This is a genomic window from Nitrospinota bacterium (assembly GCA_016217735.1).
Classification (GTDB): domain Bacteria; phylum Nitrospinota_A; class UBA7883; order JACRGQ01; family JACRGQ01; genus JACRGQ01.
On record JACRGQ010000014.1, the window covers coordinates 1 to 14,858 of the forward strand.

The window sequence follows — 14,858 nt, forward strand, 5'->3', positions numbered from 1 at the left end:
ACAAAAGAACGAGGCAAGGGACGCGCTGTTTACAGAAATATTTGAACAGTTCGGGACGCAGGGATGAGGAATCATGCACCCCCTCCCTTCAGACTCATTTTCATATTGGAAAATACTGGTATGCCGGAGGAAAAGGAATTACACGGGGAGGAAGGGAAGGCCGGCCACCGCTCCGCCCTGCCGGAACGCGCCGGTGGCGCCGGACCGCTCGCTCCCGCCGACCCGCTGCAATACTACCTTGCCACCATCCGCTCCATCCCCCGCCTCACGCCCGACGAAGAGCACCAGCTTGCGGTGCGCGTGCGCGATCACAACGATGCCGACGCCGCGCTGAAACTGGTGACGGCCAACCTCTGGCTGGCGGTGAGCATCGCGTTCGAGTTCCGCAACCAGTTCCAGAATATGCTCGACCTGATACAGGAGGGGAACATCGGCCTGATGCGGGCCATACAGAAGTTCGACCCGTTCAAGGGTGTGCCGCTGCCAGCCTACGCCACCTACTGGGTGCGCGCCTACATCATGAAATATATTCTCGACAACTGGCGGCTCGTCCGCGTGGGCACCACCAACACGCGGCGCAAGCTTCTCTTCAACCTCAACAAGGCCACGCGGGAACTGAGAAACGCCGGCATCGACCCGACCCCGAAACGGCTGGCGGAACATTTTGCCACCACCGAAGACGAAGTGACGGAGGTGCAAAAAAGCCTTTCGGCGCGCGACGTGTCGCTGGAGACCCCGCTGGACGGGGAGGGGGGCCACACCTATGCCGACATCATCGGCGATGCCCGCCGCACCCCGGCGAAAGAAGTGGAAGAGGAAGAGGTGTTCGGCATGGTGAAGCGGCATATCGCCGATTTCGCGAAAGGGCTGAAAGACTCCGACCGCGCGATACTGGAAGAGCGCCTGATGAGCGAAGACCCCCTGACCCTTTCGGAGATAGGGGAAAAATTCGGCGTCACGCGCGAGGCGGTGCGGCAGGCCGAGGTGCGCCTGATGAAACGGCTGAAGGCGTACTTGCGGGAAAAAATCCCCGGCATCTCCGATTTCAGCTTCATCGGCCGCGGGTAGCGGCAGTGACCGGCAGACCGCGCTTTCAGGGATGACAACGGGAGGGGGAAGGGCGGCAATTGCCTTCCGGGGACGGCGGCGATAGACTGACTTCATGGCTGATCCGCTGATTGAAAAGTTCCTGCTCTACATCGGCACGGCGAAAAATTATTCCCCCCACACGCTGAAAAACTACCGCGGCGACCTCGCGCAGTTCAGCCATTACGCCGCCACGCGGGGTTTTGGCGGGGAGAACGCGCTCCGCTTCGCCGAGATGGAGGCGGCAACCGTCCGCGGATTTGGCGCGGATATGCACCGCCGCAAGATGGAACCCTCCACCGTCGAACGCAAGCTCTCGGCGTTGCGCACTTTTTTCCGCTACCTGTTGCGGGAGGGGGCGGTAAAAAAAAAATCCGGCGCTGGCGGTGCCGATTCCCAAAAAGCCGAAGACCCGCCCCAAAGCGCTGAACGTGGACGCCGCTTTCGGCATGGTTGAATCGGCGAAGGAGGACGCTCCCCGCGACCGCGCCATGCTGGAGCTTTTTTACGGCTGCGGCATGCGCGCAAGCGAGCTGGCGGGATTGCGGCGCGAAGACTTCGATCCGGTCACCCGCACAATCCGGGTGATGGGGAAGGGAAGCAAAGAACGCGACCTGCCGGTGGGGCGCAAGGCTTTGGAATCGCTTGGTGCATATCTGGTCAAACTCCCCGAACAAACCGGCCCCCTCTGGCCCAACAAGAAGGGGAAGCCGCTTGACGTGCGGAGCATCTACAACGTCGTTATTAAATATGCGCGCAAGGCCGGCGCACCCGCGGGGGTTTCCCCCCACACGCTGCGCCACACCTTCGCCACGCACATGCTGGATGGCGGCGCCGATCTGCGCGCCATCCAGGAACTGTTGGGGCACGAATCGCTGGCCACCACGCAAAAATACACCCATGTGGGGATAGACCACCTGATGAAGGTCTACGACGCCGCCCACCCCCACGCGCATAAAAAAGGAACGGCAAAAACCAGCGGCAGGCAAAAGAAACTCGCGGAGTAGGATTGCGCCATGCGCCTGTTGCCGATGCTTTTTTACCAATACGGGGGGGAGCGGCACAAGTTCGGCCTTATCCCGCCGGTCCGGATGTTCTGGCGGATGAAGTTTCCGGAGGAAAAGATCGAGACGGGGCTGGGACTGTATGTGCGCGGCGACCAATATCATGTGAATGAAGGAACGGCGCTGCCGGTGAACAAGATAAAATATTCCGTGGTGGTCTTCGGCCCGGCGCTGAAGTGGCGGCCCTCCGAAGCAACCACGCTTTCGCTCGATATCGGCTATTCGCTCTATAACCGTTTCGAGGCGTTTCACGGCGATACGCTGATAAAGAATCTCGCCCCGGAGCACGGCTGGTATTATTCCGCCGCCCTCGGCGCGCGGTTCTAGCACACGCAGCCTTGGTCATCCTGAGCCAAAGGCGAAGGATCCCTTTCCGGAAAGAGATCCTTCGCTACGCTCAGGATGACAGGAGCCAGTGATTTTCCGCTGCGCCCGGAGTGACATTGGATCGGTGGTTTTAGCCCGAAAATTTCCGGTTTGCGGGCGGTTGGCGGTATACTTTCCCGATGGGCGACATACAGGAACTGGTTAAAAAAGCGGATATTCTGCTGGAGGCGCTCCCCTATCTGCGGGAGTTCGCCGGCAAGACCATCGTCATCAAATACGGCGGGGCCGCGATGGTGCAGGAGGATCTGAAAGCCTCTTTCGCGCGCGACATCGTATTGATGAAACTGATCGGCATGGATCCGGTCATCGTGCATGGCGGCGGCCCGCAGATCAACAAAACGCTCGAACGGATGGGCGTGCAATCCCGCTTCATCGAAGGACACCGCGTCACCGACGAAGAGACGGTCAACGTGGTGGAGATGGTGCTCGTCGGCAAGGTGAACAAGGAGATCGTCGCGCTCATCAACGGCGCGGGGGGCCGGGCCGTGGGATTGAGCGGCAAAGACGGGCGGCTGATAGAGGCGGAGAAAAAGCTCATCGCCATTCCGACCGCCGCCGAGAACCGCCCCGAAATCATCGATATCGGCCTCGTGGGAAAGGTGACGAAGATCAACACCGGCGTGCTCGAAACGCTCGACCGGGGAAACTTCATCCCCGTGATCGCGCCGGTGGGGGCGGGGGCGAACGGCGAGACCTACAACATCAACGCCGATACCGTGGCGGGTGAAGTGGCCGCCGCGCTGAAAGCCGAAAAACTGATGCTGCTCACCGATACCAACGGCGTGTGGGACGGCGACAAGAAACTCATCCCCGCCCTGGACGAAAAACGGATACAAAAACTCATCGCGGACGGCGTCATCGCGGGCGGGATGCTGCCGAAGGTGGACTGCTGCCTGAAAGCCCTGGCCGGCGGCGTGAAAAAAACCCACATCATCGACGGGCGGGTGGTGCATAGCGTATTGCTTGAAATCTTCACCCGCGAAGGGGTCGGCACCCAAATCACCGCATAATTCAATTTTCGCGGCGGCTGATGCGCGGGTGAAATCCGCGCCTGTGCGATCAATACACGTTCAGGGCGTTCAGAAGGACGGCGTCGACGCGGCCGGACTGCAACGAGCGGTCGATGTTGTAGCGGAGGTCCTTCATCAATCCCTCGCGTTTCGCGGGGTCGATAAGATCGGCGCGGTCGCGCGTGCTGATGGCGTAGAGAACCGAATTGCGGATGAGCGGCAGATTGTTGTTAATTTCATCGATTACTTCGGGATCGTTCACCTGCAGGGCGAAGACCACCCGGATAAAGCCGTCCTGCCCCTTATCCTTGTAGGGAATGACGAAGGGGTCGAGCACGAGGTTGTTCAACGCTTCGAACTTCGGCTCCGCGGCCTTATGCTTCTCCGCATCCTTGGCTTTTGCGCCGTGGCCGCCCGCCTTTTTTGCCGAAACGCCGGATGTCTTTTTGTGAAGCGCCACCGCCGCGATGCCGATGGTGGCCAGCATCATGGCGATGATGATGCCAAATACGATAAGGGTGTTTTTGTTGAACGGCGCGCCCGCCGCCCGCGCCGACGCCGCATCCCGGGCCATTTCCTGTTCAAGCGGGATGGGCGTGGAACCCGTATCGGGCGGCGCTTCCGGGGCCGGTATGGCGCCGGTGTCGATATCGAGTTCCGTTTTCCGCTTCTTCGCCATACGCCCTTTCTCCGGCGGTTATCCCCGGGTCAACGCCATACTTCGAGCTGCTTGAGCATATCGCCGCATTCCTTGAATTCGGGATCGATCTGCAGCGCTTTCCTGAACGCAATGATCGCCGCTTCGCGTTGCTCGTCTTCCAGCAAGGCCCTGCCGATGTTGTAATAAAGGACTTCATCGTTGGGGGCAACGGCCAGCGCTTTGCGGTATTCCTGGATCGCCTCCTTGAACCGCTTTTTCCGGCGGAGCGCGATACCGAGGCGGTTGTAGACGTTGATGTCTTCGGTGATGGTGAGCGAGCCGCGGAATGCCTCGGCCGCCTTGTCGTCATGCCCGGCGGCAAGATAGGCTTCGCCGATGGCGGTATGCACGTCGGCGCTTTTGCCCGCGCTTTTGAGCGCATGCTTGAAAGCCTGGTCGGCGTCTTCCACGCGGCCGGCCTTTATCAGCAGCTTGCCAAACTCCACCTGCCGCGAGGGATTGTTGGGGCTCAGCGAAGTGGCCGATTGCAGCGCTTTCATGGCGGCGGCGTCGTTCCCCATGCGCAGCTGGAAGTCGGCCAGGGTGTGGTAGCCTTTCACGAAGCGGGGATTGTTGGAGACGGCGGCGGTAAAAAGCTCTTCCGCCTTGCGGCGATCCCCCATCGCCTCGAATATCTGCGCCATCGCCAGCGGTATGCGCGCGCTTTTCGGATTGAGCGCGTGCGCGTGCTCGAATTCGCGCATCGCTTCGTTCAGCATGCCGTTTTCCATGTAGGCATACCCCACCTTGAGGTAAATCTCCACCTGCGAAGGGTTGGCCTTTTTATCAAGCACGGAGTTGATCTTGCGCTCCAGTATTTCCGCCACAAACGGCTTGATGATGTAGCCGTCCACATCCTCCTCGGCGGCCCGCACGATCTGGCTGTCGTCCACCTCGGCGGTGATCATGATGAAGGGGGTGTCGCGCAGCATCGGCTCGTCGCGGATTTCACGCAGCAGTTCCACGCCGGGCATGCGCGGCATGTTCCAGTCGGCGATAATAAAGTCCTGCTGCCCCTGCTTGAGGCGGTTGAGGGCGGTGTCTCCGTCGTCGGCCTCCGTTATGTGGTCGTAGCCGAGCATCTTGAGCATGCTGCGCAGCGTCTTGCGCATGCCCGGCATGTCGTCGACGACGAGGATGCGCATCCCCGCCTTTGGATTTTCAACTTTGGACATTTTTTGGAATCACGAAATAAAATTCGGAACCCCGCTCGGGACTGTTCAGGCCCACCTTGCCGCCGTGCGCCTCCACCGCCATTTTGCAAAAAGGGAGGCCCAGTCCGGTGGAACCCTGCCGCCGGTGCGTGCGGAGCTCGACCTGCACGTATTTTTCAAAAATGGATTCACGGTACTCCACCGGCACGCCCGGCCCCTGATCCTTCACCAGCACGATGGCGGCCGCGCCGCCGTCGGAGACGGAGATTTTCAGGGTGGCGCCGGGAGGGGAGTATTTAAGTCCGTTGGATATCAGGTTCGCCGCCACGCGGGCGATGAGCTTCTGGTCGGCGTTCACCGTCAGGTCCGCGGGGCACTTCAGGTCCACGGCCACCCGGTTATCCTCGGCATGCCGCCGCACTTTTTCCAGTTCGTTTTTGATAACCGCGCAGAGATTGAACGGTTCCCTCTCCAGCTTCATCATGCCGGATTCCATCCGGCCGATACTCAGCATATCCTGCACCATGTCGTACAGGCCGGTGCATCCTTCCATGGCGGTCTGGGCGAATTCCTTTTCGTTCTCATCGAGATGTTCGCTGTTGGACAGCAGGTCAATATTGGAAATCACCTCCATTAGCGGTCCTTTGAGGTCGTGAACCATCATATTGATGAGATCCCCCTGCATCGCCAGCTTCTGTTCGGCGGTGGTTCCATTCTTCGCTGTTTCACCCATATGGTACTTAATCGGCCGAATGGCCGCCAACTGAAGACGCCAAGCGGGGATACACTGCGCCGGCCGCCGCGCGCACCTCTTCGTGCGCGTCGGCCAAGGCTTCCATCACCGGCGCGACACAGGCCGCCGAGCGGATGTTCCCCAGCGACTGCACGGCCGCCTTGCGCACCTGCCACGCCTCGTCCTTGCGCGCCGCTTCGGCCAGCGCCACAACCGGCTCTTCGCTTTTAAAATTCCCCAGCGCGATGGCGATGATTCGCCGCACATCGGGGGTATCGTCCTCTTTCAGGGCCTTCATCAGCGGCGCAAGCGTCCCTTCGGCTTTGATGTGGTTCATGGCAATAGCCACCTCCACCCGGACGGCGAACCGGGTATCGGCCATCAGGCCGACCAGGGCCGGCACGGCGGGGAGGTATTTAATCTTTCCCAGCGCTTGGGCGGCCGCTTTGCGCACCTCCCACGATTCCGCTTTCAGCAGTTCCATTATGGCGGGGCCGGCGATGTCGGCTTCCATGTTGCCGAGGCCCGCGAGCGCGGCGATGCGCGCCTGATCGTTTTCCATGCCCAACATCTGCAACAGCGGATGCACGGCAATTTCCGGTTTCAGCTTGCAGAGCATCAGCGCGGCGGCCTTGCGGACGCGCCACGGCATTTGAACGTCTTTTTTCTGTCCGCCGGCCAGAGGCCCCGCGCCGGAGGGAGCGGCCTTGTCATCCTCATCCCCCTTCAGGGAGACCCCCTTCAAAATAGCCTTGCGCGGATCGGCTTCGTCGCCCAGAAGCTTTGCCAGCAGGTCGGCCGCTTCCACCACGTTCAGTTTTCCCAGCGCGTAGATGGCAGCTTCTTTTACCGGCGGTTCCTTGTCCTTGAGGAGCTTCGCCAACGCCCCTTTCGCGGAAGTTGCCCCCATTTCGCCCAACGCCATTGCCACGGCGCGGCGGACGTTCGGATTCTCGTCCTCGCTGAACTTGATAAGCTGGTCGATAAGCTGCACGGATACGCCTCCACGAAATTGTAATGCCCCTATGCGGCAACCTTCAATTTATCAAATTCTTCCCGAATATCAAAGTTATTCGTTTGCTGGCGGGGAAATGGCCGTTGCCATGCGGAATCAAGGGGAAAGAAATTCTAAAGGCGGATGAGGAGGGATCCCCAGGTGAAGCCGCCGCCGAAGGTGACCATCAGCACGAGATCGCCTTTTGCGACTTTCCCCTGTTCCAACGCTTCGTCCAGCGCGATCGGGATGCTGGCGGCGGCGGTGTTGCCGTACTTTTGCAGATTGCTGAAAAAGTGCTCTTCCGGCATGCCGAGCTGCTTTGCCACCGCGCTGATGATCCGCAGGTTCGCCTGATGGGGGATCACCAGCTTGATGTCGGCGGGCGTCACGTTGTTCTCCTTCATGGCTTTAGTGGCGGCATCGGCCATCATTTTCACCGCCACTTTGAAGGTGCTGTTGCCGACCATCGCCAGCGTATATTTTTTCTCCGCCACCAGTTCCGGCGTGAAGCGGCTGCTGCTGCCGCCGCCGGGGGCGTAGAGAAATTCGCTTTTCGAGCCGTCCGAAAAGATGTTGGCGGAGAGGATGCCGTCAGCCGTATCGGAGGCTTTCAACAGCACCGCCCCGGCGCCATCACCGAAGAGGACGCAGGTGGCGCGGTCCTCCCAATTGAGAATGTGGCTATACACCTCCGCGCCGATCACCAGCACGGTTTTGTACTGGCCGCCGCGGATGAAGGCGTTGGCCACCGACATGCCGTATACCCAGCCGCTGCACGCGGCCAGCATGTCGAACGCGGCGGCGTTGACGCACCCCAGCTTCGCCTGCACAAAACAGGCGGTGGAAGGGAAAAACATGTCGGGTGTGCTGGTGCCGACAAGGATGAGGTCCACCTCTTCCGGTGTTACCTTGGCGGCGGCAAGCGCTTTTTGCGCGGCGGGCACCGCCAAGTCCGATGCGCTCGTCCCCTTGCCGGCGATGCGGCGCTCACGGATGCCGGTCCGTTCCACTATCCACTGGTCGGAGGTCTGAACCATTTTTTCCAGATCGTGGTTGGTCAGAACCTTGTCGGGCAGGTGGCGTCCGGTTCCGGCGATAACGGCGTGTGGCACGGCCCCCTCCTAGACGGGTTCTTTTTCCGCTTCGGCTGGCCGGAACTGGGCGTTCTTTTCCATTCCAACGCGGATTTTGTTAATGACGTCCATTTCGATATAGAGCTCCGCCTGCTTGATGGCGTTCTTGATGGATTTCGCCTTGGATGACCCGTGCGAGATGATGACCCCGCCGTTGATGCCCAGCAGCGGCGCGCCGCCATATTCGTGGTAATCGATTTTCTTTTTGAATGCGGCGAATTGCGGCTTGACGAGAAGATAGGCCAGTTTGGCGCGCCAGTTGGCCGTGAAAATGTCCCGCAGGGCGTTTTGCAGAAATTCCGCCAGCGATTCGCTCACCTTCAGCGTTATGTGTCCCAGCAGGCCGTCGCACACGATCACGTCAACGCCGCCGCGGTAGACCTCCTTGGCCTCCACGTTGCCGATGAAATTGACGGAGCTTGCTTTCAGCATGGACGCCGCCTCGCGGATCACGTCGGTTCCCTTGCCCTCTTCCTCGCCGATGGAAAGGGTGCCGACCCGCGGATTATCGATGCCGAGGACGAACGAGGCGTAAACCGAGCCCATGACGCCGAATTCGAACAGCGTGCCGGCCTTTACGTCGACATTCGCGCCGGCATCCAGCAGCACGGTGAAGCCGCGCGCGGTCGGCAGCATGACGGCGATCGGCGCGCGGCCGATGCCGGGAATGGTCCGGAGCTTCAGCAGCGCGGCGGCCATCACGGCGCCGGTGTTGCCGGCGCTGACGAAAGCGGCGCACCCCCCCGATTTCAGGAGGTCGATCCCCACCGATATGGAGGAGTTTTTTTTCTTCCGGATGGCGACGGCGGGGGATTCGTCCATGCCGACCACTTCCGTGGCCGGCACGATTTCCAGTCCGGCGTTCGTCCCGCCCAGCCGGTCAAGTTCCGCCCTAATCCGCTCCTCGACGCCAACGAGCACGATGGGGCTTTTGACCTCTTTCGAAGCCTGGAGCGCCCCCTCAACGATGGCCGCGGGGGCGTGGTCGCCCCCCATGGCGTCAACGGCGATTTTCAAGGCGGCTTATTCCATCTCTACTTTGATAACTTCCTTGCCGTTGTAAGCGCCGCACGAGGGACAGACCTGATGCGGCGGTTTCACCGCCTGGCAGCTGGGGCAGGTGGACATGCCCGGCGCTTTCAGGAAATGATGGGCGCGGCGAAAGCCCTTTTTCCGTGCGGTGGTCTTTTTCTTTGGTTGAGTCATAACGTTAACCTTCCTTTCCTAGTGGATGTGGCATTATAGCCGTTCTTTCAGTTTTTGCAGCGCGGCAAAGCGCGCATCCGGTTCTTTCGGTGTGCAGCCGCAGGGAGCGGTATTCAGATCGGCGCCGCATTTGGGACAGAGTCCCTTGCACTCCTCCATGCAGAGCGGCTTGAAGGGAATGGCCAGCAGGAGATGGTCGCGCAGCACCGGGAAAAGATCGAGCTTCTCCCCGTCGTGGAAATTCACATCCCCATCGTCCTCTTCCTCCCCTTCGGGTGATTCCGCGGCGCGCGGAAAAAAGGGGGCCTCGATGGCCGGGGCCAGCGTCATCCCGTATTCCGCCAGGCAGCGGCTGCATTGCAGCTTCACCGTTCCTTCGACACGGCCCGTCACGAAGATGTCTTCGCCGGCCTTTGTGAGAGCCAACTCCGCCGTCACGTTCCCCACGCCGTTGACGCCGTCCCCCTCGTTGAAGAAAAAGCCGAACGGTTTTTCCATCCGGAGGACGAGGCCGTTTTCGGGATCGATGTTCTCTAAATCGATTTCGATGCGGTTTTTATGTTCAATCTTCATGATCACTTTCTATGCGAAGTCCAACGCCCGCCGGCAGGACTCCTCGATAGCGGCGTTCAGCGCCGGCGCTTCGCCCCCCTCAAAAGGGGCCAAAACGTAATCGGCGGCATCCTGCCATTCAGGGGGCCGTCCGACACCGATGCGAATCCTCCGGAAATCCGGCGTTCCCAGATGTTCCGCGACGGACGACACGCCGTTGTGTCCGCCCGCGCCGCCGCCTATCTTATCCTTAACTTTGCCCAGCGGCACGTCAATGTCGTCATGCAACACGGTGATGCCGTCCGGCTTTAGCGAAAACTTCCGCGCCAAAGCGGCAACCGGCCCGCCGCTGAGATTCATATACGTCCACGGCTTGGCCAGCACCACTTCGTGGCCGCCCGCCTCCCCGCGCGCCACGAATGCGCCAAGCATCTCGCGGTTGAAACGGATACCGAGTATCTCGCCGAGGCGGTCAAGCGCCATAAACCCGGCGTTATGCCGGGTTCGAGCGTACTTCGGCCCCGGGTTTCCCAGGCCGACCAGCAATTTCACGTTTCAACGACAAGATTATTTCTTGCCGCCCTCTTTCCCGCCGCCTTTGGCCGGGGCCGCGCCCTTGCCCGCCGGAGCCTTGGCATCGGCGGCCTTGCCCGCCGGCGCCGCCGCGCCCTTGCCCGCCGCGGCCGGAGCCGCGCCAGCGGCCGGAGCCGCGCCTTCGGCCGGAGCCGCGCCTTCGGCGACAACCGCCGCCACGACTTCTTCCTTCTTCGGCGTGATGCAGGAAACAGCCGGATGATCGGCCGCGTCGGTCACCCTGATTCCTTCGGGCAACTTAAGGTCGGAAATGTGCCACACCTTGTTGATGTCAAGGCTGGAAATATCGACATTGATGGCGCGCGGCATCACGGACGGCATGCACTCCACATTGAGGTCGCGGGCGTGAATGCGGATTTCGCCACCGCTCACCTTCACGCCGACGGCTTCGCCGCTATACACAACCGGCAGCTTGACCATGATCGGCTTGTTGAGGTCGATTTCCAGCAGATCCGCGTGGATGAACTGGTCGGTGAGCGGGTGAAACTGCAATTCTTTGAGCAGGGCGTTGTGCAACCCCTTGCCGTCCCCCATTTCGAGCTGAAGGATGACGTGTGTGCCGCTGGGGCCGGAAAGGGCCTTCTTGAGCTCCTTGGCGTCGACGGTAAGTTTCTGCGAGGCCGTCAAGCCGTAAATGACGGCCGGCACCTGCCCCGCGCGGCGCAGCCCGGCGGATACCTTTTTCCCCATTTCGGCGCGTTTATCCACTTTCAGCGTTATCGTTTCCATTGCGTATGTTCTCCCTGCCTGAGTTTAGGTTTTATATTCAAAAGTTTAATATTCGAAAAGACCGCTCACCGAGCGCTCAAGGTGTATCCGTTCAATCGCATCGGCGAACATCGGGGCGATATCGAGCACCTCCAGCTTGCCGCACAGCTTGATCCGCGCGGATTGGTCGATGGAATTGGTGCAGTAGAGTTTTTTCAACGGCGAGGCGTTGATCCGCTCCACCGCCTTGCCGCTCAGCACCGCGTGGCTGCAAAGGGCCTGCACCGTCGTGGCGCCGTTTTCCAGCAATGCGTTCACCGCTTCGGTCAATGTGCCGGCGGTATCCACCATATCGTCCACTATCAGCACGTCCTTCCCCTTCACATCGCCTATGATGTGGTAGGCCTTCGCCTGGTTCTTTCCCTCGCGCCGCTTGTCGATGATGCCGAGGCCGCATTCGAGGTATTTGGCGTAGGCGCGGGCGCGTTCCACGCCGCCGGCGTCCGGCGAGATGACCATGAGGTCGTTGAACGTTTGTTTGCGCAGGTGGTCGATCATCAGCGGCGCGCCGTAGAGATGATCCACCGGCTTGCCGAAAAAGCCCTGAATCTGGCCGGCATGCAAATCCATGAAGAGCGCGCGGTCTATACCGGCGGCGATGAGCAGGTCGGCCACCAGGCGCGCGGTGATCGGCGTGCGGCTTTGCACCTTGCGGTCCTGCCGCGAATAGCCGGAATAGGGGAGCACCGCGGTGATGCGGCGGGCCGAAGCGCGCTTGACCGCATCGATCACGATCAACAGCTCCATCAGGTGGTCATTCACCGGCGGACAGGTGGACTGCACGATGAAAACATCGCCGCCGCGGATGTTTTCCATGATCTGGCAAAAAATCTCGCCGTCGGAAAAATTCACGATGTCGGTCTTGGTCAGGCTGGTCTTGATCCCTTTCGCGATGCCGTCCGCCAGCGCGGGGTTCGACCGTCCCGCAATGATAATGGGATTGTTCGCCATACTGCCTTCCTTAGTTATACAAACGCCCGTTCATTCAGTGGTTGGGGTGGTAGGATTCGAACCTACGAATGCAGCTTCCAAAGAGCTGTGTCTTACCGCTTGACGACACCCCATCAAAACTTCCCGTACCGCCGGAAAAATCTTCCTCCAAAAGCTTTTAATGATAACAAATGGGACGGAGTTGTCCAACAAAAAAATCGTCCGCCGGATAATGTTCCGTCCGCGCGCCCGGATGGAAGTGCTTGAATATCAAGCGCGCCGGTCAATCGGCGGCGGAAATGGATTATGAAACGGGAGAATGCTTTAAACATCCTCCCATTAAGCGCTATTAGAAAAACGGATTACTTGGCGGCGGGCGCGGCGGCCGGTATCTTGCGGGCGGCCGGTTTCACCACTTTGCCGCTGCGGATACAGCGGGTGCAGGCGCGTATCTTGCGCACCGTGCCGTTGATAACCGCGCGGACGGGTTGCAGATTCGGGTTGTAGCGCCGGCTCGTCACGTTGTGCGCGTGCGAGATGTTGCTGCCGTACACCGGCTTTTTGCCGCAGATTTCACATTCCATAGCCATGGCTTCGTCTCCTCAGTTACTCAAATATGGGAAAGAAGAAATTCTACACGCAACCGCCCCGCATTGTAAAGCACTTTTGAACGCCGGTTTTTTTTCGGGGGGGGGGGGTGAATTGCGGGCCGTATTCACCGTTCGCCGGGGCGGGCGGAATGACCTATGAAGAGGTCATGGCCGAATATGACCTTGCCAAAGAGGACATCCTGGCTGTCCTGAAATACGCCGCGCATCACCTTGCCGACGAGGAAATAAAGGCCGTTGGATAAACCGCTCCGGTTTCTCGTGGACGAGGACATGCCGCGTTCCACCCGCCATGCATTATCGGAATCCGGCTGAACCCCGGAGGCCAACTCAAACAGAAGCCGCTTGCGGCTCCTTTGCAAGTTCATCGCGGCGGAACGAGCAGAGTACGGTGTTCCCCTCCTTGTTCCAGAAAAGGCGCACCCCCAGCGATTTGAGGATCAACAGCCCCCGGCCGGAAACGGCGAGGACGTCCTCTTCGTTCATCGGGGAGTAGTGGGCCATATTGTAATCGAACCCCCTGCCATCGTCATGCACGCCAACAACAACGCTGCGCGCGTTTATGCAAACGCTCACCTGAATCAGCCTGCCGGTGGCGCGCCATCGCCGTTCGATGTCCACCAGATAGCGCTCCTGCATTTCCTCAATCCGGCGCTGTTTGGTTTTTTTATCCATCCCCAGCAGCCCGTGCTCCACCGCGTTCATGCAGGCCTCGTGCATGGTAAGGGTGAGGAGATACCCTAACCGGGAAATGTACGGCAGCCACGCGGGCAATTTGCGCGCCTTGGCGATGATTTTTTCGGAAAGGCCGTCGATTTCCCCGATGGCGGAGAGGGAAAATATCTCATTTTCAGCGCAGGTGTTTTGGCATATCTCGTGTTCAACGCAGACATCGTCTTGCAGGAGCTGGCCGCTCCTGTGCTTGTCAATGCAATTCATCGAGACCGGCATCCGGTATAACCCCTCTCCCCAAACAACGGCGGCTGAGCGACTTATGATATTTCTTGCAAACATTTTATATCCCATTTAAAAAAAGCGCAATAACCCAAAGCGGCAGCGCATTGCCTCATATTCCATGTAACCGAAAGGAACGTGGAAAATGGGGAAAGTATCGCGGAAAGAATATCTTGCGGCGATCCGGGAGCGGTACCGCACGGCGGGGCGGAGAGGGAAGGGCCGGATACTGTCGGAATTTTGCGTCAATTGCGCGTACAACCGCAAATACGCGATCCGCATTCTTTCGGCAAAGTCCAAACCCGCCCGGAAGAAAAGCGGCCCCCGGCCGGTGTTCGGCGCGGCGGTTGTCCGGCATTTAAAGGCGTTGTGGCTGGCCACCGACCAATGGCGTCCCCCGCCGGTAAAGGCAACGGCGATGCTCAACAATCCAACAGGCTGTCAATGCCCGCATAGCCAAAAGGCCTCACTCTTTGCCGGTTTTTTCCAAAAACATCTGGTATGTCTTGTCGGATTCAAAGTAGTAGACCTTGCCGGTATCGTCCTTCGCTATGACGGCCTGCGCTTTGTCGACCGAAACCCCGGTTACGGGATCGGCGGCCTGCCTTACCTTGGCGTCACCCTTTATCGTGCCGACGCACATTTGGCAGCAACCATAGTATGTCTTGCCGTTGGATTGCACGGGGATTTGCGGCACGCCCATATTCGGTTACCATGCAAACGGAAGCATGATCCCCCACGACGGCGATGCCGGCCGGCGCCGCCTCCGCCGCAACGCCGCCCGCGCACAGCAAGCAAAGGACGGCGGCCAACTTAAAAATCTTTTTCATTATTTTCTCCTTTTTATACACAGCGTCTTAAATAATTGCGCATAGTCTTTTAAGCTGTCCGTTTGGCCTCAGCCATTTATCCAACTGTTTTCCGATAACGACAATCAACTCCTCAAGGCTTTTGAAATACCTGTTATGGGTGCATAGGCGTC

General features: G+C 59.7%; 20 protein-coding genes and 1 tRNA gene. 6 read left to right on the top strand and 15 right to left on the bottom strand.

All coding sequences use genetic code 11. The annotated features are described in order from the left end of the window. Nucleotides 1-120 precede the first annotated feature (120 nt). From HZA03_02220 to argB, 5 genes are all read left to right on the top strand, one after another. Nucleotides 121-1,068, top strand: a complete 948-nt coding sequence (locus HZA03_02220) for a sigma-70 family RNA polymerase sigma factor (GenBank protein ID MBI5636766.1) — start codon at nt 121-123, stop codon at nt 1,066-1,068. 94 nt (nt 1,069-1,162) lie between these two features. Further along, nucleotides 1,163-1,543 (top strand): site-specific integrase, encoded by a 381-nt coding sequence (locus HZA03_02225; GenBank protein MBI5636767.1) that lies wholly within the window; start codon nt 1,163-1,165, stop codon nt 1,541-1,543. Beyond that, complete coding sequence (locus HZA03_02230) at nt 1,536-2,093, top strand: tyrosine-type recombinase/integrase (GenBank protein MBI5636768.1); 558 nt, start codon at nt 1,536-1,538, stop codon at nt 2,091-2,093. Before HZA03_02225 ends, HZA03_02230 begins: the two co-directional genes overlap by 8 nt. Before the next feature lie 9 nt (nt 2,094-2,102). Then, on the top strand, nt 2,103-2,477 hold the full coding sequence (locus tag HZA03_02235; GenBank protein MBI5636769.1) for a hypothetical protein: 375 nt from the start codon (nt 2,103-2,105) through the stop codon (nt 2,475-2,477). 188 nt (nt 2,478-2,665) lie between these two features. Continuing rightward, complete coding sequence (gene argB, locus HZA03_02240) at nt 2,666-3,547, top strand: acetylglutamate kinase (GenBank protein MBI5636770.1); 882 nt, start codon at nt 2,666-2,668, stop codon at nt 3,545-3,547. Nucleotides 3,548-3,596: 49 nt separating this feature from the next. Here argB and HZA03_02245 read toward each other — a convergent pair whose 3' ends face one another. The 13 genes from HZA03_02245 to HZA03_02305 all read right to left on the bottom strand — a co-directional run bounded on the left by HZA03_02245 (nt 3,597) and on the right by HZA03_02305 (nt 12,904). Then, complete coding sequence (locus HZA03_02245; GenBank protein ID MBI5636771.1) at nt 3,597-4,226, bottom strand: flagellar basal body-associated FliL family protein; 630 nt, start codon at nt 4,224-4,226, stop codon at nt 3,597-3,599. A gap of 29 nt (nt 4,227-4,255) precedes the next feature. Beyond that, entirely contained in the window at nt 4,256-5,422 is a 1,167-nt protein-coding gene (locus tag HZA03_02250; protein MBI5636772.1) for a tetratricopeptide repeat protein, read from the bottom strand. Next, a complete protein-coding gene (locus HZA03_02255; protein ID MBI5636773.1) occupies nt 5,409-6,134 on the bottom strand; it encodes a HAMP domain-containing histidine kinase in 726 nt (241 codons plus the stop codon). Before HZA03_02255 ends, HZA03_02250 begins: the two co-directional genes overlap by 14 nt. A 7-nt stretch (nt 6,135-6,141) precedes the next feature. Further along, on the bottom strand, nt 6,142-7,128 hold the full coding sequence (locus HZA03_02260; GenBank protein ID MBI5636774.1) for a HEAT repeat domain-containing protein: 987 nt from the start codon (nt 7,126-7,128) through the stop codon (nt 6,142-6,144). A 134-nt stretch (nt 7,129-7,262) separates the two neighbouring features. Next, on the bottom strand, nt 7,263-8,243 hold the full coding sequence (locus HZA03_02265) for a ketoacyl-ACP synthase III (protein ID MBI5636775.1): 981 nt from the start codon (nt 8,241-8,243) through the stop codon (nt 7,263-7,265). Nucleotides 8,244-8,252: 9 nt separating this feature from the next. Further along, nucleotides 8,253-9,281 (bottom strand): phosphate acyltransferase PlsX, encoded by a 1,029-nt coding sequence (gene plsX / locus HZA03_02270; GenBank protein MBI5636776.1) that lies wholly within the window; start codon nt 9,279-9,281, stop codon nt 8,253-8,255. A gap of 6 nt (nt 9,282-9,287) precedes the next feature. Further along, the gene (rpmF, locus tag HZA03_02275; GenBank protein MBI5636777.1) at nt 9,288-9,470 is read right to left on the bottom strand and encodes a 50S ribosomal protein L32; all 183 of its coding nucleotides are present in this window, start codon (nt 9,468-9,470) and stop codon (nt 9,288-9,290) included. A 33-nt stretch (nt 9,471-9,503) separates the two neighbouring features. Further along, nucleotides 9,504-10,043 (bottom strand): DUF177 domain-containing protein, encoded by a 540-nt coding sequence (locus HZA03_02280; protein MBI5636778.1) that lies wholly within the window; start codon nt 10,041-10,043, stop codon nt 9,504-9,506. Nucleotides 10,044-10,052: 9 nt separating this feature from the next. After that, a complete protein-coding gene (locus tag HZA03_02285; GenBank protein ID MBI5636779.1) occupies nt 10,053-10,574 on the bottom strand; it encodes an aminoacyl-tRNA hydrolase in 522 nt (173 codons plus the stop codon). 15 nt (nt 10,575-10,589) lie between these two features. Beyond that, nucleotides 10,590-11,345, bottom strand: coding sequence for a 50S ribosomal protein L25 (locus tag HZA03_02290; protein ID MBI5636780.1), 756 nt, complete (start codon nt 11,343-11,345; stop codon nt 10,590-10,592). Between the two features lie 45 nt (nt 11,346-11,390). Continuing rightward, entirely contained in the window at nt 11,391-12,335 is a 945-nt protein-coding gene (locus tag HZA03_02295) for a ribose-phosphate pyrophosphokinase (protein ID MBI5636781.1), read from the bottom strand. A 38-nt stretch (nt 12,336-12,373) separates the two neighbouring features. Next, nucleotides 12,374-12,448 (bottom strand) — tRNA-Gln (locus tag HZA03_02300). Between the two features lie 228 nt (nt 12,449-12,676). After that, nucleotides 12,677-12,904: a 50S ribosomal protein L28 gene (locus HZA03_02305; protein ID MBI5636782.1), complete on the bottom strand. Its 228-nt coding sequence runs from the start codon at nt 12,902-12,904 to the stop codon at nt 12,677-12,679. Between the two features lie 149 nt (nt 12,905-13,053). Between HZA03_02305 and HZA03_02310 the strand changes: the two genes are divergently transcribed. Then, nucleotides 13,054-13,167, top strand: a complete 114-nt coding sequence (locus HZA03_02310) for a hypothetical protein (protein MBI5636783.1) — start codon at nt 13,054-13,056, stop codon at nt 13,165-13,167. A gap of 85 nt (nt 13,168-13,252) precedes the next feature. Here the strand turns inward: HZA03_02310 and HZA03_02315 are convergent, their stop codons facing one another. Beyond that, nucleotides 13,253-13,861, bottom strand: a complete 609-nt coding sequence (locus HZA03_02315) for an ATP-binding protein (protein MBI5636784.1) — start codon at nt 13,859-13,861, stop codon at nt 13,253-13,255. Between the two features lie 481 nt (nt 13,862-14,342). Continuing rightward, nucleotides 14,343-14,579, bottom strand: a complete 237-nt coding sequence (locus HZA03_02320; GenBank protein MBI5636785.1) for a hypothetical protein — start codon at nt 14,577-14,579, stop codon at nt 14,343-14,345. Between the last annotated feature and the right edge of the window lie 279 nt (nt 14,580-14,858).

Bases quoted from the DNA above. Each gene is read 5' to 3' on its own strand.
- HZA03_02220 (MBI5636766.1), top strand. From the start codon at position 121: ATGCCGGAGGAAAAGGAATTACACGGGGAGGAAGGGAAGGCCGGCCAC.
- HZA03_02225 (MBI5636767.1), top strand. From the start codon at position 1,163: ATGGCTGATCCGCTGATTGAAAAGTTCCTGCTCTACATCGGCACGGCG.
- HZA03_02230 (MBI5636768.1), top strand. From the start codon at position 1,536: ATGGTTGAATCGGCGAAGGAGGACGCTCCCCGCGACCGCGCCATGCTG.
- HZA03_02235 (MBI5636769.1), top strand. From the start codon at position 2,103: ATGCGCCTGTTGCCGATGCTTTTTTACCAATACGGGGGGGAGCGGCAC.
- HZA03_02245 (MBI5636771.1), bottom strand. From the start codon at position 4,226: ATGGCGAAGAAGCGGAAAACGGAACTCGATATCGACACCGGCGCCATA.
- HZA03_02250 (MBI5636772.1), bottom strand. From the start codon at position 5,422: ATGTCCAAAGTTGAAAATCCAAAGGCGGGGATGCGCATCCTCGTCGTC.
- HZA03_02255 (MBI5636773.1), bottom strand. From the start codon at position 6,134: ATGGGTGAAACAGCGAAGAATGGAACCACCGCCGAACAGAAGCTGGCG.
- rpmF (MBI5636777.1), bottom strand. From the start codon at position 9,470: ATGACTCAACCAAAGAAAAAGACCACCGCACGGAAAAAGGGCTTTCGC.
- HZA03_02280 (MBI5636778.1), bottom strand. From the start codon at position 10,043: ATGAAGATTGAACATAAAAACCGCATCGAAATCGATTTAGAGAACATC.
- HZA03_02290 (MBI5636780.1), bottom strand. From the start codon at position 11,345: ATGGAAACGATAACGCTGAAAGTGGATAAACGCGCCGAAATGGGGAAA.
- HZA03_02295 (MBI5636781.1), bottom strand. From the start codon at position 12,335: ATGGCGAACAATCCCATTATCATTGCGGGACGGTCGAACCCCGCGCTG.
- HZA03_02305 (MBI5636782.1), bottom strand. From the start codon at position 12,904: ATGGCTATGGAATGTGAAATCTGCGGCAAAAAGCCGGTGTACGGCAGC.
- HZA03_02310 (MBI5636783.1), top strand. From the start codon at position 13,054: ATGACCTATGAAGAGGTCATGGCCGAATATGACCTTGCCAAAGAGGAC.
- HZA03_02315 (MBI5636784.1), bottom strand. From the start codon at position 13,861: ATGAATTGCATTGACAAGCACAGGAGCGGCCAGCTCCTGCAAGACGAT.
- HZA03_02320 (MBI5636785.1), bottom strand. From the start codon at position 14,579: ATGGGCGTGCCGCAAATCCCCGTGCAATCCAACGGCAAGACATACTAT.